Origin of the sequence: Streptomyces sp. NPDC059668, assembly GCF_042734135.1 — a bacterium.
GTDB lineage: Bacteria > Actinomycetota > Actinomycetes > Streptomycetales > Streptomycetaceae > Streptomyces.
On sequence record NZ_JBHWEL010000022.1, the window covers coordinates 108,210 to 124,965 of the forward strand.

The window sequence follows — 16,756 nt, forward strand, 5'->3', positions numbered from 1 at the left end:
TCGCCCTCCTCCCCCCCACAGCCCCCTCTACTATATCCTCTCTCTCTTATCTTTGTGGCCTCGGGCTCCCGTCGCCCCCTCCCCCCCCCCCCCCCCCCCCCCGCCCCGAGCCTGGCGGAACGAACCTGAGGGAAACCCCTCAGGTAATTACTTGGCCTTCTCGAGGATCTCGACGATGCGCCAGCGCTTCGTCGCGGACAGCGGACGCGTCTCCATGAGGAGGACGCGGTCGCCGATACCCGCAGCGTTCTGCTCGTCGTGGGCCTTGAGCTTGCTCGTACGGCGGATGACCTTGCCGTACAGCGCGTGCTTGACGCGGTCCTCGACAGCGACGACGACGGTCTTGTCCATCTTGTCGCTGACGACAAGACCCTCACGGGTCTTGCGGAAACCGCGCTGCTCGTTGGTCTCAGTCACGTTGCTCTCGCTCATCAGGCGCTCTCCACCGTCTCGATGCCCAGCTCGCGCTCACGCATCAGGGTGTAGATCCGCGCGATGTCCTTGCGGACGGCCTTGAGCCGACCGTGGTTCTCGAGCTGACCGGTCGCCGCCTGGAAGCGGAGGTTGAACAGCTCTTCCTTGGCTTCGCGAAGCTTCGCGAGAAGCTCCTCGTCACCCAGTTCGCGCAGCTCGGACGCCTTGGTACCGGCCGACATCACGCTTCACCTGCCTCGCGCTTGACGATCCGGCACTTCATCGGCAGCTTGTGGGCTGCGCGAGTCAGGGCCTCACGGGCGATCTTCTCGTTGGGGTAGGACAGTTCGAACATGACCCGGCCCGGGTGCACGTTCGCGACCCACCACTCGGGAGAACCCTTACCGGAACCCATGCGGGTCTCGGCAGGCTTCTTGGTCAGCGGGCGGTCCGGGTAGATGTTGATCCAGACCTTGCCGCCACGCTTGATGTGACGGGTCATCGCGATACGAGCGGCCTCGATCTGGCGGTTCGTCACGTACGCCGGCGTGAGGGCCTGAATGCCGTACTCGCCGAACGAAACCTGCGTGCCGCCCTTGGCCTGACCACGGCGCTTCGGGTGGTGCTGCTTGCGGTGCTTGACCCTACGGGGGATCAGCATGTCGGTCAGGCCTCCGTTCCGGTGCTCTCAGCCGGAGCGGCAGCCGGAGCCTCGGCCTTGGGGGCCTCGGCAGCGGGAGCCTGCTGCGGCTTACGACCGCGACCGCCACGCTCGCCACCGCGGCCACCACGGCCGGCCGGGCGGTCGTTGCCACCACGGGCCGGGCGGTTGCCGGCGCGGGCAGCGGCGTTCTCGGCGCGGACCTCGGCGATGTTCTTGACGTCGCCCTTGTAGATCCAGACCTTCACACCGATACGGCCGAAGGTCGTCTTGGCCTCGAAGAAGCCGTAGTCGACGTTCGCACGGAGCGTGTGCAGGGGCACACGGCCCTCGCGGTAGAACTCCGAGCGGGACATCTCGGCGCCGCCGAGACGGCCACCACACTGGATCTTGATGCCCTTGGCGCCGGCCTTCATCGTGCCCTGCATGCTCTTGCGCATGGCACGACGGAAGGAGACGCGGGAGGACAGCTGCTCGGCGACGGCCTGGGCGACCAGCTGAGCGTCGGTCTCGGGGTTCTTGACCTCGAGGATGTTCAGCTGGACCTGCTTGCCCGTGAGCTTCTCGAGGTCACCGCGGATGCGGTCGGCCTCGGCGCCACGGCGGCCGATGACGATGCCGGGACGCGCGGTGTGGATGTCCACCCGCACGCGGTCACGGGTGCGCTCGATCTCAACCTTCGAGATGCCGGCGCGCTCCATGCCGGACGTCATCATCCGACGGATGGCGACGTCTTCCTTGACGTAGTCCTTGTACAGCTTGTCGGCGTACCAACGGGACTTGAAGTCCGTGGTGATGCCGAGCCGGAACCCATGCGGGTTAACCTTCTGGCCCATTACCGGGTTCCTTCCTTGCTGCTGACGACCACGGTGATGTGGCTGGTCCGCTTGCGGATCCGGTAGGCGCGGCCCTGGGCACGCGGACGGAACCGCTTCAGGGTCGGACCCTCGTCGACGTACGCCTCGGAGATGACGAGGCTGCCGGCGTCGGTGTGGTCGTAGTTGTGTGCGGCGTTGGCAATGGCGCTGTCAAGCACCTTGCCGACCGGCACGCTCGCGGCCTGCGGGGCGAAACGCAGGACCGCCTGAGCCTCCGTGGCATCCATGCCACGGATAAGGTCCACCACGCGGCGGGCCTTCATGGGCGTAACGCGGATGTACCGCGCCTGGGCCCTGGCTTCCATGGTTGTCCTTCCAGTGTCTGTCATGGTCATTCCACCCCGCGTTAGCGGCGCTTCGACTTCCGGTCGTCCTTGACGTGACCCCGGAAGGTGCGCGTCGGCGAGAACTCGCCGAGCTTGTGGCCGACCATCGACTCGGTGACAAACACCGGGATGTGGATCTTGCCGTTGTGCACCGCGATCGTGTGACCGAGCATGGCCGGGATGATCATCGAGCGACGGGACCAGGTCTTGATGACGTTCTTGGTACCGGCTTCGTTCTGTACGTCCACCTTCTTGATCAGGTGGTCGTCGACGAAGGGCCCCTTCTTGAGACTGCGCGGCATCTAAACCCGCTCCTAGCGCTTCTTGTTCGTCTTGCGGCGGCGGACGATGTACTTGTTCGAAGCCTTCTTCGGCGAACGAGTACGACCCTCCTTCTGACCCCACGGGGAGACCGGGTGGCGACCACCGGAGGTCTTGCCCTCACCACCACCGTGCGGGTGGTCAACCGGGTTCATCGCCACACCGCGGACGGTCGGGCGAACGCCCAGCCAGCGCTTGCGGCCGGCCTTACCCCAGTTGATGTTGCTCTGCTCGGCGTTGCCGACCTCGCCGACCGTGGCGCGGCAGCGCTGGTCGACCAGGCGGATCTCACCGGAAGGCATGCGGAGGTGGGCCATGGTGCCCTCCTTCGCGAGCAGCTGCACCGAGGCACCGGCGGAGCGGGCGAACTTGGCGCCGCCACCGGGACGGATCTCGATCGCGTGGATCGTGGTACCGACCGGGATGTTGCGGAGCGCCAGGTTGTTGCCCGGCTTGATGTCGGCCCCGGGACCGTTCTCGACGCGGTCACCCTGCTGCAGGTTGCGCGGGGCGAGGATGTAGCGCTTCTCGCCGTCCGCGTAGTGCAGCAGCGCGATGCGCGCGGTGCGGTTGGGGTCGTACTCGATGTGCGCGACCTTCGCCGGCACGCCGTCCTTGTCGTGGCGACGGAAGTCGATCACTCGGTAGGCGCGCTTGTGTCCGCCACCCTGGTGGCGAACGGTCACACGACCGGCGTTGTTACGGCCGCCCTTGCTGTGCAGCGGGCGGACCAGCGACTTCTCCGGCGTGGACCGCGTGACCTCGACGAAGTCGGCGACGGAGGAGCCACGGCGGCCCGGCGTCGTCGGCTTGTACTTGCGGATTCCCATTTCTCAGTCCTCGTCCGATATTCGGACCAGGGCGCTCCGTTAGGAGGCCTGGCCGAAGATGTCGATACGGTCGCCCTCAGCGAGGGTCACGATGGCGCGCTTGGTGTCAGCACGCTTACCGAAACCGCTCTTGGTCCGCTTGCGCTTACCCTGACGGTTGATCGTGTTGACGCCGGTGACCTTGACCGAGAAGACCGCCTGGACGGCCTGCTTGATCTGGGTCTTGTTGGCGCCCGGCGCGACGACGAAGGTGTACTTGCCCTCGTCGAGCAGCGCGTAGCTCTTCTCGGAGACGACCGGCTTGAGAAGGACGTCACGGGGGTCCGTGAAGCTCTTGCTCATCGGCGTCTCGACGGTGTTCTTGCCCTCGGCCTCGTGGCGCTTCGCCTTGGCGACGCGTGCGGCCTTGGCGGCCTTGGCGGCCTTCGAGGCAATGCTCGGGTGACGCGTAGCCATCAGGCTTCGCTCCCTTCGGTGTCAGCGGCCTGGGGGCCAGACACGAAGGACTCGAAAGCGGCCTGGGTGAAGACCACGTCGTCCGAGACGAGAACGTCGTACGTGTTCAGCTGGCCCGGCTCCAGGATGTGGACCTGGGGCAGGTTGCGCGCGGAAAGCAGCGCGGCCTCGTCGGAGCGCTCGATGACCAGGAGCACGTTCTTGCGCTCGCTGACCTTGCCGAGGAAGCTCTTCGCGGCCTTGGTGGAGGGGGTCTCGCCCTCGATCACGCCGGTGATGACGTGGATGCGAGCGTTGCGGGCCCGGTCGGTGAGGGCGTGGCGCAGGGCCGCGGCCTTCATCTTCTTCGGGGTCCGCTGCGAGTAGTCACGCGGCGTGGGGCCGTGGACGACGCCACCGCCGGCGAACTGCGGCGCACGGGTCGAACCCTGGCGCGCGCGGCCGGTGCCCTTCTGGCGGTAAGGCTTCTTACCACCACCGCGGACCTCGCCACGACGCTTGACCTTGTGCGTGCCCTGACGGGCGGCGGCCAGCTGCGCGACGACGACCTGGTGAAGCAGCGGGATGCTGATCTTCTCTACGTCGAAGATCTCGGCCGGGAGCTCAACGGTCCCGGCGGTGTCGCCGGAGGGCGACAGAATGTCAATGGTGCTCATAGTCCTCAGGCCCCCTTGGCCGCGGTGCGGACCAGGACGAGGCCGCCGTTCGGACCAGGAACCGCGCCCTTGATGAGGAGCAGGCCCTTCTCCGCGTCAACGGCGTGAACGGTCAGGTTCTGGGTGGTGACCCGCTCGTTGCCCATGCGACCCGCCATGCGGAGGCCCTTGAACACACGACCCGGGGTGGCACAGCCACCGATGGAGCCGGGAGAGCGGTGCTTGCGCTGGGTGCCGTGTCCGGCGCCGAGGCCCTTGAAGTTGTGACGCTTCATGACACCGGCGAAGCCCTTGCCCTTGCTCTTGCCGGTCACGTCCACCTTGATGCCGGCCTCGAAGGTCTCGGCGGTGATCTCCTGGCCGAGGGTGTACTCGCTGGCGTCAGCGGTACGGATCTCGACGAGGTGACGGCGGGGAGTGACGTCGGCCTTGGCGAAGTGACCCTTAAGGGGCTTGTTCACCTTGCGCGGGTCGATCTCGCCGAAGGCGATCTGGACCGACTCGTAGCCGTCGGAGTCATTCGTACGAACCTGGGTCACGACATTCGGCCCGGCCTTGACGACGGTGACGGGAACAACGCGGTTGTTCTCGTCCCACACCTGCGTCATGCCGAGCTTCTCGCCCAGGATGCCCTTGATCTGCTTACCCATTCTCAGATCACCGGCCCTTAGAGCTTGATCTCGATGTCGACACCGGCCGGGAGGTCGAGTCGCATCAGAGAGTCAACGGTCTTGGGCGTGGGGTCGAGGATGTCGATCAGGCGCTTGTGCGTGCGCATCTCGAAGTGCTCGCGCGAGTCCTTGTACTTGTGCGGCGACTTGATGACGCAGTACACGTTCTTCTCAGTGGGCAGCGGCACCGGGCCCGCGACCGACGCACCAGTGCGCGTCACCGTCTCGACGATCTTCTTCGCCGAGGAATCGATGACCTCGTGGTCGTAGGCCTTGAGCCGGATGCGGATCTTCTGTCCCGCCATGGCTACTCAGTAGTCCTTTGTCTCGTGAAACGCTCTGGAACCCGGGGGTTCGCGTCCCTTGCCTCCGACCCACGCGGTCGGGCGTGTCGCGCTCCTGCTGACAGAGATATCCGAAGAGGATTTCCCTGCTCAGGGACGCGGCTCAGCCCTAAAGACAACCGCTGGACCGGGGGCTGAACACCCACCGGGCGCCTGGTCTGCACCCCGCTGACACTTCCCGGAAGATTCCCGTACGTCCGCCCCAGCGCTGCCTTACGACAGATGGGGCGACGAGTACTGTGGGACTCGCTTCCGGTCCCCCCGGCGGGAGGCGCGCAGCATCGGCACTCGACCGAGCAACCCCGCTAGTCTGCCATACGGGGCGGGGGGCTGGCTAATCGAGCCGAGGATCGTACCCCTTGGGTGACGTGGGTCAAACCCTGGGTGCGTGCGCGCCCGGCTCGGGCTGCCCCGGCCGGCCACCGGACGATCGGCACGACGCCCGGCGGTGGTGAGGCGTCCGGGCGCGGTACGTGCGCGGGGACGGCTCCGGGGTCATGCGGTGGTCGCGCAGGCCCACAGGAGGACGAAGACGGGTACGGCACAGGCCAAGGGCCCGAGCAGGGCGAGCCGAGCCGTGCGGGCCAGACGGCGGAAGCCCGGGGCGAAGTAGAGCCCGAGCAGCACGACGGCGCTCACGGCGACCTGTTGGGCCGGCGTCCACAGCACCGACCAAGGCCAACGCTGCTCGTCCGAGTCCGCCGTGTACAGCAGGCCCGCGAGGAAGAGGAGGCCGGTCACGCCGGCCGTCAGCCCAGCCGCGCAACCCCAGAAGATCCAGGCAAGCGTGACGAAGACGGGCCAGTCGGCGAGATCGCGGGGCTTGGAGACGCGTACGGGACCTTGAGTGATGCTCATGGCGACAGCGTGTCGTGGGAGGTCGGCGGGGGCGTGAGCGTCCGTACTCAAATCGGCGCTTGCGCCGGTACTCAGGCCGGCACCCAAGGGCGCCATGGAAGGCGCATCGACCGACGACCCGGCGGCACTGCGGTCCTCGCATGTCGACTAGAGACACCAAGCAGCGCGCTCTCATGCGGGCGCACCGATGAAGGCATGAGGGGAGCCTGCGGGCACCGTTGGGAAGCGCCCCCCCGCCACAGGGAGTGATCACCGTGACGCCGGCGAGTCCTTCCCCCTTCGCCTTGTCCACGACGCCGGTGAGGGCAGTCACCCGGAAGTCGTCCGGCTCGGTCCGCCCGCTCGCCGTGGGAAAGGAGTCCGACCAATCGGGCTCCTGCGACTGGAAGTTGTAGCCGTCCCCCACCCACGCATCCGGCGCTCGCCTCACCAGGGGCATGCGCTTGCTGCCTGGGCATGCTGGCCTGCGCGGATGTCGCCGCACCATCCCCCACGGCGCCCTGCTTACCGCAAGCCGACGCCGCAACCGCCACGGTCAGCGGCACGACCGCTGACACAAGCCGGCCTGGTTTCACTGCACCCCTGGTGATGATCTCCACCATAGGTGTCCGCAAAATCTTCCACTGCGACGAAGTTCGACGGGCTCCGTATTGGGGACGGCCGACATGAGATTGCAGGAACGAGAAAACTTACCGCCGGCGGCGCCATAGTTGTCCCACTGTCAGAACTGTTCGATCTTCTGGCCGTCCGGGATTTGATAGCAACCAGAAACGATGAAGAAATTCAGGTTCGGCGGATTATCCTTGGCTTGATAGGTGATATTGACACTGTATTTCTTCTCGTCATTGTCGGCCGTCAGGCTGAGATTTTTGTTGGTACTGCTGTCCGGGCCGTATTTGACAACATTCCAACCTTGCTTCGGAAGTTTTGACTTCAGCTGTTCCATCACACCCTCGAACCGCTCGGGCGAGGTCGAAGTGAAGGACCAGGCATGGAAGATCTGGAAGTACTTCTCCGGATCCCTCTTCCCGCACTCCTTGACGCCTGGCCCGCTATCGGATGCCTTGCCTTTGAGGCCGATCAGGTTGTACAGCTGACTGGATACTTTCTTCGTGTTTTCAGCGGCGTCACTCGACGTGCTGATCCCAGAAGACGGCATGTCATCAGAACTCTTCGTGTCAGTCATTGTGCATCCAGTGAGGGTCGCCAGCGTCACGGGCAGGGCGAGCGCGATGACGCCTAGTTTTGTCTTCAAATCGGAACCTCTTTTGATCGAACCGGGACACGGCCTGGTCTGTTCGTCGGGCGGCCATCCTCCCTACTTCACATGCGCCCAGGGGTCTGGCGGCGGCTTCAGCATTACGTTGCCACCTTTCCCGACCACGACCCGGGCCTGATTCCGCAGGCTGTCTGAACCCGCATCCCAATAGCCACTGTGACCCTCGGTGTCCGTGGTCATCTGCTGGGCACCGAAGCTCGGATCACTGGGAACGACCCAGCCGTTCCCTCCGTGGCCGAAACGACCGATGTCCGGTACGTAGTCTCCGCCGGCCTCCTCGTTCCACACGTGCCCCGCGGGGACGTCCAAATCCGCCGCATGGGAAACCTTGACGCCCGGACTGCCCGCGAGGACGACTTCGTCGGCATTTAGATTCCCCGTCTGAGCCGCAGCGCCTACGAGGGTGGTTCCGTACGAGTGGGCGATGACTGTCTGGTGGGGATCTCCATCACCGGAATGCGACGCGTCAAGGCCGTCCATGAAGTTGCGGAATGCGGGCGCGCCATCATATGCATAGTGCTCGAACGGCGAGTCCATAACGAGATTCTGAGGTGCGTCGTAGCCGAGCCAGGTGATCGTGGAAACAGACTCGTCGGGCCTCTCGGCGTGAGCAACACGCCACAAATCTGTCATGCGACTGATATCACCGTCCACTTTCCCCAGATTCGCTGTCGTGCCTGGCACATAGACGGCCTGATGATGAGCGATATCAGGATTCCCGTTGGCGACGATCGCCCGCCCGTTGCCTCCAGCGTCGAATTTCAGCAGGTACGCCTCGGGGAGGCCGCCGTTGCCCGTCGCGTCGAAGCGGGCCTGGATCGACCCCATTCCTTTGAGGGATGCGGTGAGTGAATCGTACCGATCCCCGTACTTGTTGTGCCAATTCATCCACTCGTCAGTGTGAACTTTGGACGCGTAACCTCCGGAATTGATCCACGTCCACTCATTGGTCGGAGGCGCTGGAATGGAATCCAGCTCAGTCTGCATCGTGCCTCGTGTCTCGTCGAACACGATGCGGTTGGCCTCGTCCCGAACCGTGGCAGGCAGTCCGTCCAGCGCACCCACGAGGCCTGGGCGCATCGAGACCCACGCGGCACGCTCCTCAGCGGTGAGGCCCTTCCACCACTCCGCGTTCTCCTTCGGGCTGCCGTCCGCGGGTGGTTGTGACAGGGAACCGAGATACGCCTTGCCCGCCTCGCTCACACCCTTCGTGTCCGAGGAGGCGTCGGCCCAGTCCTTGTCGGAGACGGTCAGATCGTCGTCCGCTTTGAGCGCCCGCAGCTTCGGTGCCCACTTCTCGTCGGCCTCCGTCGCCGCCTTGAGGGCAGCGGCGATCTGATCCGCGTAGTCCTGCGCGAGCCGGTGGTTGGGATTGGGGTCGAAGTTCGCCGACTGGCGGCCCACCGCGGCGGCCGTGCCGTCCGTCAAGCCACCTACCGTGCCACCGTCGGGAATCCTGCCGTCCTCGCCCTTGTCTCCACTCGGCGGGTAGGTGATCGAGCCGTCGGCGTTCACCGTCAGCTTCGCCGCCCGTGCGCCTTCGAGCGCCGCGTCGAGCTTGCTCTTGGCCGCCCCCACTTCGTACGAGAAGCCTTCGAGTGCCGCACTGACGAGACCACATTCGATCTGGACGTAGTGGAAGTTCTTTCCCAGTTCCGTCAGTTGGCCGATCGCCGCGGTCGCTGCCTCGCCCTTCAGGGAGTTCCTCATGGCTACGGCGATCTGGTTGTCCAGACGATCCTTGGCCGCGCTGGCCATGTCGGAGGTGCCGCGGTAACCATCGGCGGCTTCCGAGAACTCGGTCGGCTTGATCGCTCTGAGCGTTGCGAGGTCCATGGCGTCGCGTTACCGTCCCCTGCCCTGTCCACCGACAGCCGGTGTATCCGCGGACGCGATCTTCAGATTGCCGATTTCGGCCTCGACCGCCTCATCCGTCTTCAACTGGTCGTTGCCCGCCTTCTCCAACAGGCTCGAGAGCTTCCCGCAGCGCCCGCTCACGCGCTTCACATAGCGCTCCCACGAGTCGTGAACGTCTCTGTGAGCACCCGCGGTCAGACAGCCGGCGTGGGGGGGGTCGCGCGGCTGGGGATCCTGGAACCTACCCAGGGCCCCACGTCTGTGTTCGCGCTGGGGCACGACGGAGCGGGCGGCGAGTGAGGAAGCCGACTTGTTCGAGACCAGCGTGCCTGTGCCACCCGGGTCAGGTGGTACGTGGTTGAGCTGCATTCGGGCAGCATGTTTCTCTGCCGCCTCGGTCTTGAGCTGCTCCCACTCCTCCCACGGCATGCGTGGTTCCTCCCTCGTGATGCGTCGTGCACCACGAAGGTGCTGTGCGCGTCCGACAACGACGGTGCGTGTACAGAGAGTTACCGTAGCGTCATTCGGCGGCCCTCTCATCCGTGCCGATGACCATGGCGACTGAGTACTGGTACTCATCCGCGCCTGATTTGGCCGGGTCTCGCTGTTGAACCTGTGTGCCAGCCGGACCGCCGCTCTACGCGGCGGAGCGCCGACGTATGACCGCGACGACCGCACCGCCGATCAGGACGGCACCGATGACGCTCAGTGCGGTCCAGAGGGCGCTGTCACCACCGTTTTTGGGGGACACCCTGGTGGCGGACCTGCCACTCTCTGCCGGAGCACTCGTGCTCCTCGCCGCAGACGTACTCACGGGCGGGGAAGCCGACGTCACGGCGGTGAAGTCCGGGAGTGGGTACTCATCGGCAGGGCCCGGGTCGCCCGGGTTCTGCAAGGCGATGCGTGGACGGACGATGCCGTAACCGATCGAGTCGTTGCGCTTCGCGCCGTCGGTGGGGCCTCCGATGGTGTTGAGCATGACCCGGAGGACCTGGTTGTTGGTCCAGGTGGGGTGCTTCGACCAGATCAGCGCGGCGCTGGCGGACGCGAGAGCGGTGGCGTCGCTGGTCCCGTGGGACCGGCAGAGGCCGCTGCCATTCGAGCAGGAGTGGTACATCTCCTCGCCCGGAGCGGCGATGTCCACTTGGGGACCGTGTTCGGACTCGGTGGTCCTGCGAAGGTTCTTGCCCACCGCAGCTACGCCGACCACGCCCGGAGTGGCGGCGGGGTACTCCACTGGATTTCCGTCGTCTTGGCTGCCGCTGTTTCCGACGGCCGCAAAGACCAGCGATCCCTTGTTCAGCGCGTACTTCACGGCGGCTGTGAGCTCCTCCGTTCCCTGAGGCACCCCCATCGATATGTTGATCACGCGGGAGCCGGAATCGACGGCAAAGCGGATCCCGCGGCTCACGGTCTCACTGAACTCCTTGATGTATCGGCCGCTGTCCAACCCTCTGTCTGGCGTACGCACGGGAAGGATCTTGACCCCGGGCGCGAGGCCGAAGGTACCGGCGCCTCCGTTGGATCTGCCGGATCCGGCGATCAAGAGAGCCATCAGGGTTCCATGGCCGTTGGGATCCCTGCGTTCGTCGCCAGGGGCGTCCGGTGCCTCGTCCTTGCCGGGGAGAACCCGCCCCGCGAGATCGGTCGGATCGGCGTTCACCCCCGAGTCGATCACGGTCACGGTGACGCCTTCACCCGTACTGGTCCGCCACATCTGCTCGGCCTTCATGGCCGTGAGGTGCCACTCCCTCTCACGGATCGACTCCGCGTGGGCGGGAATGGCCGCGATGCCGACCAATGACAGCCCGAGGGCTCCGGAGACGACGCTCCTGTAGCGGGCATTTCTCATCGTGTTGGCAGGCATCTGCTTCCTCTTCGTCTGCACGGGGTCCGTCGGCAGCCGGTGGCTAGGTGGTCGGGCCGTCGTTCCGCTGCTCGGGCTCCTGCTCGCCGCCCGGACGTCCATCCGTGTTTGATACGCGCGAGCCTTCAGCAAAGCGCTGGTTCCGTGCCGAGCCCGGACCACCAGAGGGGAGCGGCCGAGACCCCGAACGCTGCTGCTGTGGACGGCCGCCGACAACTCCGCGGACCGCGTCTGTGCCCGTGCTCCGACGGTCGGCCGGTGCCGCACTCCGCCCGATGGCTGCTCGCCCCGTACCGGCAGGAGTCCTCTGCGCAGTCGGACCACGTCCACCGGCGGCCGGCCCGCGGCCTTCACCGCCGACGACGTTTCCCCGCGGCAACCCGCCGGCCGGCCGGCCGATGGGCGACCCGGCGGCCGGCGACGTGGGGCGGCCACCGACGATGCCGTTGCCGCCACCCGGCACACGCCCGGGAACCGCACCCGTGGTTCCTGGGCTCGGAACCACCACCGGGCGACCACCGGTCACCGGCCGCGCCGTGCCTGCCGAGCTCTCCGGACTGGCCGTACCACCAGTACCCGGCACACCTCTGGCAGACGGGCCTGCCTGACCACGTCCGGGCTGAACCGAAGGGCGGCCGCCGGCCTCTGTGCGTCCCCGCTCCTGGGCGTTCGCGGCCGGGCGCGGTACGCCACGTGTCACCGGCGGGACCGGCCCGGTGGGCAGTGCCCCGCCACCGTCGGCCCTGACCGCGATCGGCGGGCCCACGGCGCTCGCTGAAGGTGCCGACGGCGTTTGCTGCAGCGCGCCCGCCCCGTCGATGTGGACGCCCACGCTGTTCGAGGAGTCGAAGAGGAGCCGCTGGGCCGGGCCCCCCGCGCTGTGTCCCGCGTCGCCCGCTCCATTGCCGGCGGCCGCCTCAGCCATGGCTCGGTGCGATCCGCCAGAGGGCGACACTCCCGCCGCGCCACTGCCGGTCGATGAGCGAACACGGCTGTCGCCGGTGGATACGACCTCGCTGTACGTGAGGTGGCCCGGTGTCGGCTGGATCGCCTTCGGCGGTGGCGGAAACCTCGGCCTCTCCAAGCCGTCCAGTTGCGTCGCAGACAACCGGTACGCCTGGCCCAGCTTCGTCATCTGGGCCACGGCCTCCTGGCGGACCTTCTCCTTGTCGGCGGCCAGTGCCGCGAGTTCGGTCGTGGATCTGTGGCTGACCGTCGCCGCGTCGGGGTCGTTGTGGGCCGCTGTGGCCGCGTCCAGGTTCGCCCGGGCGCCGGCCTTGTCGCGGGGGATCGACGCCTGGGCCTGGGCGATCGCGTCGGAGGCGTGGCCCAGCCAGGTCGCGGAGTCCGCGCCGAAGTCGCCCAGGCGCAGCGTCGCGTTGGCGAGGTCGCCGGTCCAGGTGCGGAACGCGTCGGCTCCCTCGCCCTTCCACTCGACCCACTGCGGGCGCACCTTGAGCTCTTCCGCGATCTTGCGGATCTCCTTGGCGGCCGCGGTCAGCCGGGTGGCGGCGGCCTGCACCGTGCCGGCGTTCGCCTGGTCCAGCCACGCCAGCATCTGTTCGTGGCTCATGTCCTCGAAGGACGTGGCACCACCAGTTCCCTTGCCGGGCATCAGCACTCTCCCGTCGAAGCCATCAGATGCTGCCGCCCGAGTCGCCGCCCGCCGCCGGCCGGTCCGGCTTCGCGTCACCGCTGTCGTGGTCATGGCTCTTCTTCGGGAGGCCGGGGTCGTATTCCCCGCCGTAGTGGTGCGTGGTCTCGGCGCTGATCGCCATCATGCGGTCCCGCACGTCCAGGTCGATGTTCCGGTAGCCCTTGTGGGCCGCCAGCACCGCGATGTTCATGCCCTCCATGGAGTCGGACAGCAGCTTGGACAGGCTCTCCAGCTCGGTGATCACCGTCTCGTACGAGCTGAACAGGCCGGACGCCTCCGTCCACGCGGCCGCTCCGCCGCCGAACTGGTGTCGGACCAGCTGTTCCTGGCCCACCTCGCCCGGACCGGCCGCCGAACCCTTGAGGTCGCGGATCAGGTCGTCGACGCGCTTCTGGAACTTCGTGAACGACGACAGCTCGGTGACCACATCACCGATCGCGTCCCGCGCCGCGTCGAACACACCCGACGCCCACGACGACGGTCCGGGCGCCGTCCCGCTATCGCTCGGCAACACAGTCCCTCCCCCGTACGACCAGAACAGCCGAAGCTTCACCGGCAACTCTAGCCACCGGCTGTGACAGTCCACGGACGGCCGGTGTCGGAGAGTGACCGGAATCAGGCCATTCCGAGGTGCGGCTCGGCCAGTCGTCGAGGCCGGTGAGGAAGAGCATGGCTCCACTCAACCCCGCGGCGAGGGACGGCACATGAGTGCACGTACTCATGTGCGGGCGCGGGCGGATCCAGGCGCCTCAGTGGGTCGGCCCCCGGAGCCGTGCGGCACGTAGGCCCGTCCATGTCTCCGGCGCGGGGGACTCGCCCTCCACCCACCGGAACACAACGGGCCGTACTCCGGTGACGTCCGCGACCTTCCCAAGGAACACGAGAGGGAAAGAACCCCACCAAGCCCCACCCCCTCCCTCCCGCCTGTCGCGCAGACTCACTCCCGCGAGTGAATATGCCCGACTGGACTGGATTCGGGACCGGTTGCCTGCCCTACGCTCGGCGCGACACGACAACCGCAGACATGCGACGGCCCCCGCCGGGACTGGCATCCCGAAGCGAGGGCCTGACCACCGAGGAAGAAGAAGCTTCCTGATGGACACGCAAAACCCTAGCGCGCCCCCGCGCGCCCAGTCCCGTATCGCGGGCAAAAACCACCACCGGGGTACGCAGCCGCACGGCCGTCCCGGCGGTGTCATCCACGACAACACCCGCCACACGACCCGCTTCACGGTGATCGGCAACCATCTCGCCCAACACGCCGAGCTCTCAGGACTCGCGATCGGGCTGGCCGTCCACATCCAGTCGCTCCCCACAGGCGCCCGCGTCGACATCAGGACCCTCGCCGCCCGCTTCCCCGAAGGCCCCACCCGTATCGCCGGTGCCCTGCGCGAGCTGGAGACCCACGGCTACCTCCGCCGCACCCGCGAACGCACCCCCGACGGCCGCATCGTCACCCGAACCATCTCCTGCAACCAGCCCGGACACCACGGACCGGCGACCCGCACCCCCACGGATCCGGCCGTCCGGACAGCCGCTCGGGAGAAGTCCCCGACCCCCAGGCTCCTCCCCACCGTGCCCCGGCCCGCGCACCTCTCCCCCGGCCTCCTGCGGACCGCCACCGACCTTCTCGCCGGCCTCCGCCGCCACGACCCCCGCCTCCTCCTCTCCACCACCGACGCCGAGCACCTGGCCCCCGGAGTCGCCGCCTGGCTGGAACGCGACCTCACCCCCACCGCCGTACAGCACGCGCTGACCGTGGACCTGCCACCGGAAGGCCTACGCCGCCCAGCCGCCCTCCTCGCCCACCGGCTGACCGCACAGTTGCCGCCCCCGCCGCCGTTCCGCGTGCCCGCCCCGCCCCCGGCCGCACGACATCCGCTCCAGAACTGCGAGGGCTGCGACCGCGCCTTCCGTTCCCCCGTGCCCGGGCGCTGCCGCGACTGCCGATCCGATCTCCTGGACGCCGCCTAGCGTGAACCGGGCCGTGCTGGACTTCGTTCAGTCCATGGAGGACACCCTGTTCAGTCCATGGAGGACACACCCTTCACGGCAGGTCCGCGATCACCGAGGAGGGGATCCTCCGCGGCATGAGGTCGCCCGTGAAGCACCACGAACTCACCGCGCCGCGCCTCCGGAAACGCCCCGAAAAGGTGATGCCGGAGGGTCCCGTGGCCTCCGCCGGTACACCGAACCGCGGCTTCGAGGAACTGCGCCGGCCCTGACCCGAAGGGCGGCCCTCCCCACTCGCCACCCAGGCGCAGCCCGCCATCACTCCGCCTGGAGCACTCCCGCGCGACACCTCACCCCCGCCCGACGATGCTGAACGTATGGCAGAAGAAACCGTCACACTCCCCGGGCGGCCCGAGCAGCCCCTCCCGCCCGTTCGGGACTGGCCCGCCGGTGAACTGGACGCCACCGAGTTCGAACCGGTGCTCGCGGAGCTGATGCGGGAGGGGCCGCTGACGCGGATCCGGCTGCCGCACGGCGAGGGCTGGGCGTGGCTGGCGACGCGGCACGACGACGTGAAGATGATCACCAACGACCCCCGGTTCAGCCGGGCCGAGGCCGCCGTCCGTCAGGTCACCCGGCTGGCGCCGCACTTCGCGCCGCGGCCCGGCGCGCTGGCATGGGCCGACCAGCCCGACCACAACCGGCTGCGGCACGCCGTCTCGGCCGCCTACACGGTGAGCGCGGTCAAGCGGCTGCGTCCCCGTGCGCAGGAGATGCTCGACGCCCTGGTCGACGACATGGTGCGCGACGGGTCGCCCGCCGATCTCGTCGCGCGGGTCCTCGAACCCTTCCCGATCTCGGTCGTCTGCGAGGTCATGGGCGTACCCCTGGACGAGCGGCAGAAGCTGCACGCCTGGACGCGGGAGATCATCTCGACCGCGGGAGGAGCGGATGCCGCCGAGCTCGCCAAGAAGGGGCTGTTCGGGTGGATCGGACAGGCCGTCCGCGACCGCCGTGACGGCGACAGCGACAGCGACAGCGAGGACGTTCTGTCGCTGCTCGGCGCCGCCGTGCGGCGGGGCGAACTCGGCGAGGAGGAGGCGGTCAGCGTCGCCGGCCCGCTCCAGATCGGCGGAGAGGCCGTCACCAACAACTCCGGTCAGATGTTCTATCTCCTGCTGACCCGTCCCGACCTGCTGGAGCGCCTGCGCGACGAGCCCGCGTCACGCCCCGCGGCCGTCGAGGAGCTCCTGCGCTACATCCCGCACCGGGCCGCCGTGGGCCTGCCCCGGATCGCCACGGAGGACGTCGACCTCCGGGGTGTGCGCATCAGCGCGGGCGACGCCGTGTACGTCTCGTACCTCGCCGCGAACCGTGATCCGGCGGTCTTCCCCGACCCCGACCGGATCGACCTCGACCGGGACGCCGGCGCGCACGTGGCGTTCGGCAACGGTCCGCACTTCTGCACGGGTGCCGTCTTCTCCCGTATGCAGATCGAGCTGCTGCTCGACACCCTGCTGGAGCGCCTCCCGGAGCTGCGCCTCGCCGTGCCCGCCGACCAGGTCTCCTTCCGGCAGCGCACGATGATCCGCGGCCCGCTGGCGCTGCCCGTCGCCTGGTGACGTGACATGACATGAGGTGTCGTGAAGTGAAGTGACGTGACGCCCGGACACGAACGGGGGGGGCCCGCGGGGTGGCGGGGGGGGGCGGGGGGGTTGAGCTCAAGAG

At 67.6% G+C, this 16,756-nt stretch carries 21 protein-coding genes; 3 read left to right on the top strand and 18 right to left on the bottom strand.

All coding sequences use genetic code 11. From position 1 onward, the window contains the following. Positions 1–147: 147 nt before the first annotated feature. From rpsQ to ACFV2J_RS18560, 18 genes are all read right to left on the bottom strand, one after another. The gene (gene rpsQ, locus ACFV2J_RS18475) at positions 148–432 is read right to left on the bottom strand and encodes a 30S ribosomal protein S17 (RefSeq protein ID WP_148010025.1); all 285 of its coding nucleotides are present in this window, start codon (positions 430–432) and stop codon (positions 148–150) included. Further along, positions 432–656: a 50S ribosomal protein L29 gene (gene rpmC, locus ACFV2J_RS18480; protein WP_003998824.1), complete on the bottom strand. Its 225-nt coding sequence runs from the start codon at positions 654–656 to the stop codon at positions 432–434. The genes rpsQ and rpmC overlap by 1 nt, the downstream gene beginning before the upstream one ends. Next, on the bottom strand, positions 656–1,075 hold the full coding sequence (gene rplP / locus ACFV2J_RS18485; protein WP_099500627.1) for a 50S ribosomal protein L16: 420 nt from the start codon (positions 1,073–1,075) through the stop codon (positions 656–658). Before rplP ends, rpmC begins: the two co-directional genes overlap by 1 nt. 5 nt (positions 1,076–1,080) lie before the next feature. Then, entirely contained in the window at positions 1,081–1,911 is an 831-nt protein-coding gene (rpsC, locus tag ACFV2J_RS18490; RefSeq protein WP_385087299.1) for a 30S ribosomal protein S3, read from the bottom strand. Next, positions 1,911–2,258 carry a 50S ribosomal protein L22 gene (gene rplV / locus ACFV2J_RS18495; protein ID WP_006604878.1) on the bottom strand — a complete coding sequence of 116 codons (348 nt, stop codon included), beginning with the start codon at positions 2,256–2,258 and terminating at the stop codon, positions 1,911–1,913. Before rplV ends, rpsC begins: the two co-directional genes overlap by 1 nt. A 41-nt stretch (positions 2,259–2,299) precedes the next feature. Further along, complete coding sequence (rpsS, locus tag ACFV2J_RS18500; protein WP_168529651.1) at positions 2,300–2,581, bottom strand: 30S ribosomal protein S19; 282 nt, start codon at positions 2,579–2,581, stop codon at positions 2,300–2,302. Between the two features lie 12 nt (positions 2,582–2,593). Beyond that, positions 2,594–3,430 carry a 50S ribosomal protein L2 gene (gene rplB / locus ACFV2J_RS18505; protein ID WP_030039757.1) on the bottom strand — a complete coding sequence of 279 codons (837 nt, stop codon included), beginning with the start codon at positions 3,428–3,430 and terminating at the stop codon, positions 2,594–2,596. A gap of 39 nt (positions 3,431–3,469) precedes the next feature. Next, entirely contained in the window at positions 3,470–3,886 is a 417-nt protein-coding gene (gene rplW / locus ACFV2J_RS18510) for a 50S ribosomal protein L23 (protein ID WP_385087297.1), read from the bottom strand. Further along, positions 3,886–4,542, bottom strand: a complete 657-nt coding sequence (gene rplD, locus ACFV2J_RS18515) for a 50S ribosomal protein L4 (protein WP_037747970.1) — start codon at positions 4,540–4,542, stop codon at positions 3,886–3,888. The genes rplW and rplD overlap by 1 nt, the downstream gene beginning before the upstream one ends. A gap of 5 nt (positions 4,543–4,547) precedes the next feature. Continuing rightward, positions 4,548–5,192: a 50S ribosomal protein L3 gene (gene rplC / locus ACFV2J_RS18520; protein ID WP_266700849.1), complete on the bottom strand. Its 645-nt coding sequence runs from the start codon at positions 5,190–5,192 to the stop codon at positions 4,548–4,550. A gap of 17 nt (positions 5,193–5,209) precedes the next feature. Beyond that, positions 5,210–5,518, bottom strand: coding sequence for a 30S ribosomal protein S10 (rpsJ, locus tag ACFV2J_RS18525; protein ID WP_003948644.1), 309 nt, complete (start codon positions 5,516–5,518; stop codon positions 5,210–5,212). A 534-nt stretch (positions 5,519–6,052) separates the two neighbouring features. After that, positions 6,053–6,415, bottom strand: coding sequence for a hypothetical protein (locus ACFV2J_RS18530; protein WP_385087293.1), 363 nt, complete (start codon positions 6,413–6,415; stop codon positions 6,053–6,055). Between the two features lie 721 nt (positions 6,416–7,136). Beyond that, the gene (locus tag ACFV2J_RS18535; protein ID WP_385087291.1) at positions 7,137–7,670 is read right to left on the bottom strand and encodes a hypothetical protein; all 534 of its coding nucleotides are present in this window, start codon (positions 7,668–7,670) and stop codon (positions 7,137–7,139) included. A gap of 63 nt (positions 7,671–7,733) precedes the next feature. After that, on the bottom strand, positions 7,734–9,530 hold the full coding sequence (locus ACFV2J_RS18540) for an alpha/beta hydrolase (RefSeq protein WP_385087289.1): 1,797 nt from the start codon (positions 9,528–9,530) through the stop codon (positions 7,734–7,736). A gap of 9 nt (positions 9,531–9,539) precedes the next feature. Continuing rightward, positions 9,540–9,980, bottom strand: a complete 441-nt coding sequence (locus ACFV2J_RS18545; RefSeq protein ID WP_385439554.1) for a hypothetical protein — start codon at positions 9,978–9,980, stop codon at positions 9,540–9,542. 208 nt (positions 9,981–10,188) lie between these two features. Further along, positions 10,189–11,418, bottom strand: coding sequence for a type VII secretion-associated serine protease mycosin (gene mycP / locus ACFV2J_RS18550; protein WP_385439557.1), 1,230 nt, complete (start codon positions 11,416–11,418; stop codon positions 10,189–10,191). 43 nt (positions 11,419–11,461) lie between these two features. Continuing rightward, on the bottom strand, positions 11,462–13,033 hold the full coding sequence (locus tag ACFV2J_RS18555) for a translation initiation factor IF-2 (protein ID WP_385087283.1): 1,572 nt from the start codon (positions 13,031–13,033) through the stop codon (positions 11,462–11,464). 22 nt (positions 13,034–13,055) lie between these two features. Beyond that, positions 13,056–13,589, bottom strand: a complete 534-nt coding sequence (locus tag ACFV2J_RS18560) for a hypothetical protein (RefSeq protein ID WP_385087281.1) — start codon at positions 13,587–13,589, stop codon at positions 13,056–13,058. A gap of 581 nt (positions 13,590–14,170) precedes the next feature. Here ACFV2J_RS18560 and ACFV2J_RS18565 point away from each other — a divergent pair. From ACFV2J_RS18565 to ACFV2J_RS18575, 3 genes are all read left to right on the top strand, one after another. Beyond that, on the top strand, positions 14,171–15,049 hold the full coding sequence (locus tag ACFV2J_RS18565) for a helix-turn-helix domain-containing protein (RefSeq protein WP_385087280.1): 879 nt from the start codon (positions 14,171–14,173) through the stop codon (positions 15,047–15,049). A 116-nt stretch (positions 15,050–15,165) separates the two neighbouring features. After that, on the top strand, positions 15,166–15,300 hold the full coding sequence (locus tag ACFV2J_RS18570) for a hypothetical protein (protein ID WP_385087278.1): 135 nt from the start codon (positions 15,166–15,168) through the stop codon (positions 15,298–15,300). A 105-nt stretch (positions 15,301–15,405) separates the two neighbouring features. Next, entirely contained in the window at positions 15,406–16,650 is a 1,245-nt protein-coding gene (locus ACFV2J_RS18575) for a cytochrome P450 (RefSeq protein WP_385087276.1), read from the top strand. The last annotated feature ends 106 nt before the right edge of the window (positions 16,651–16,756 follow it).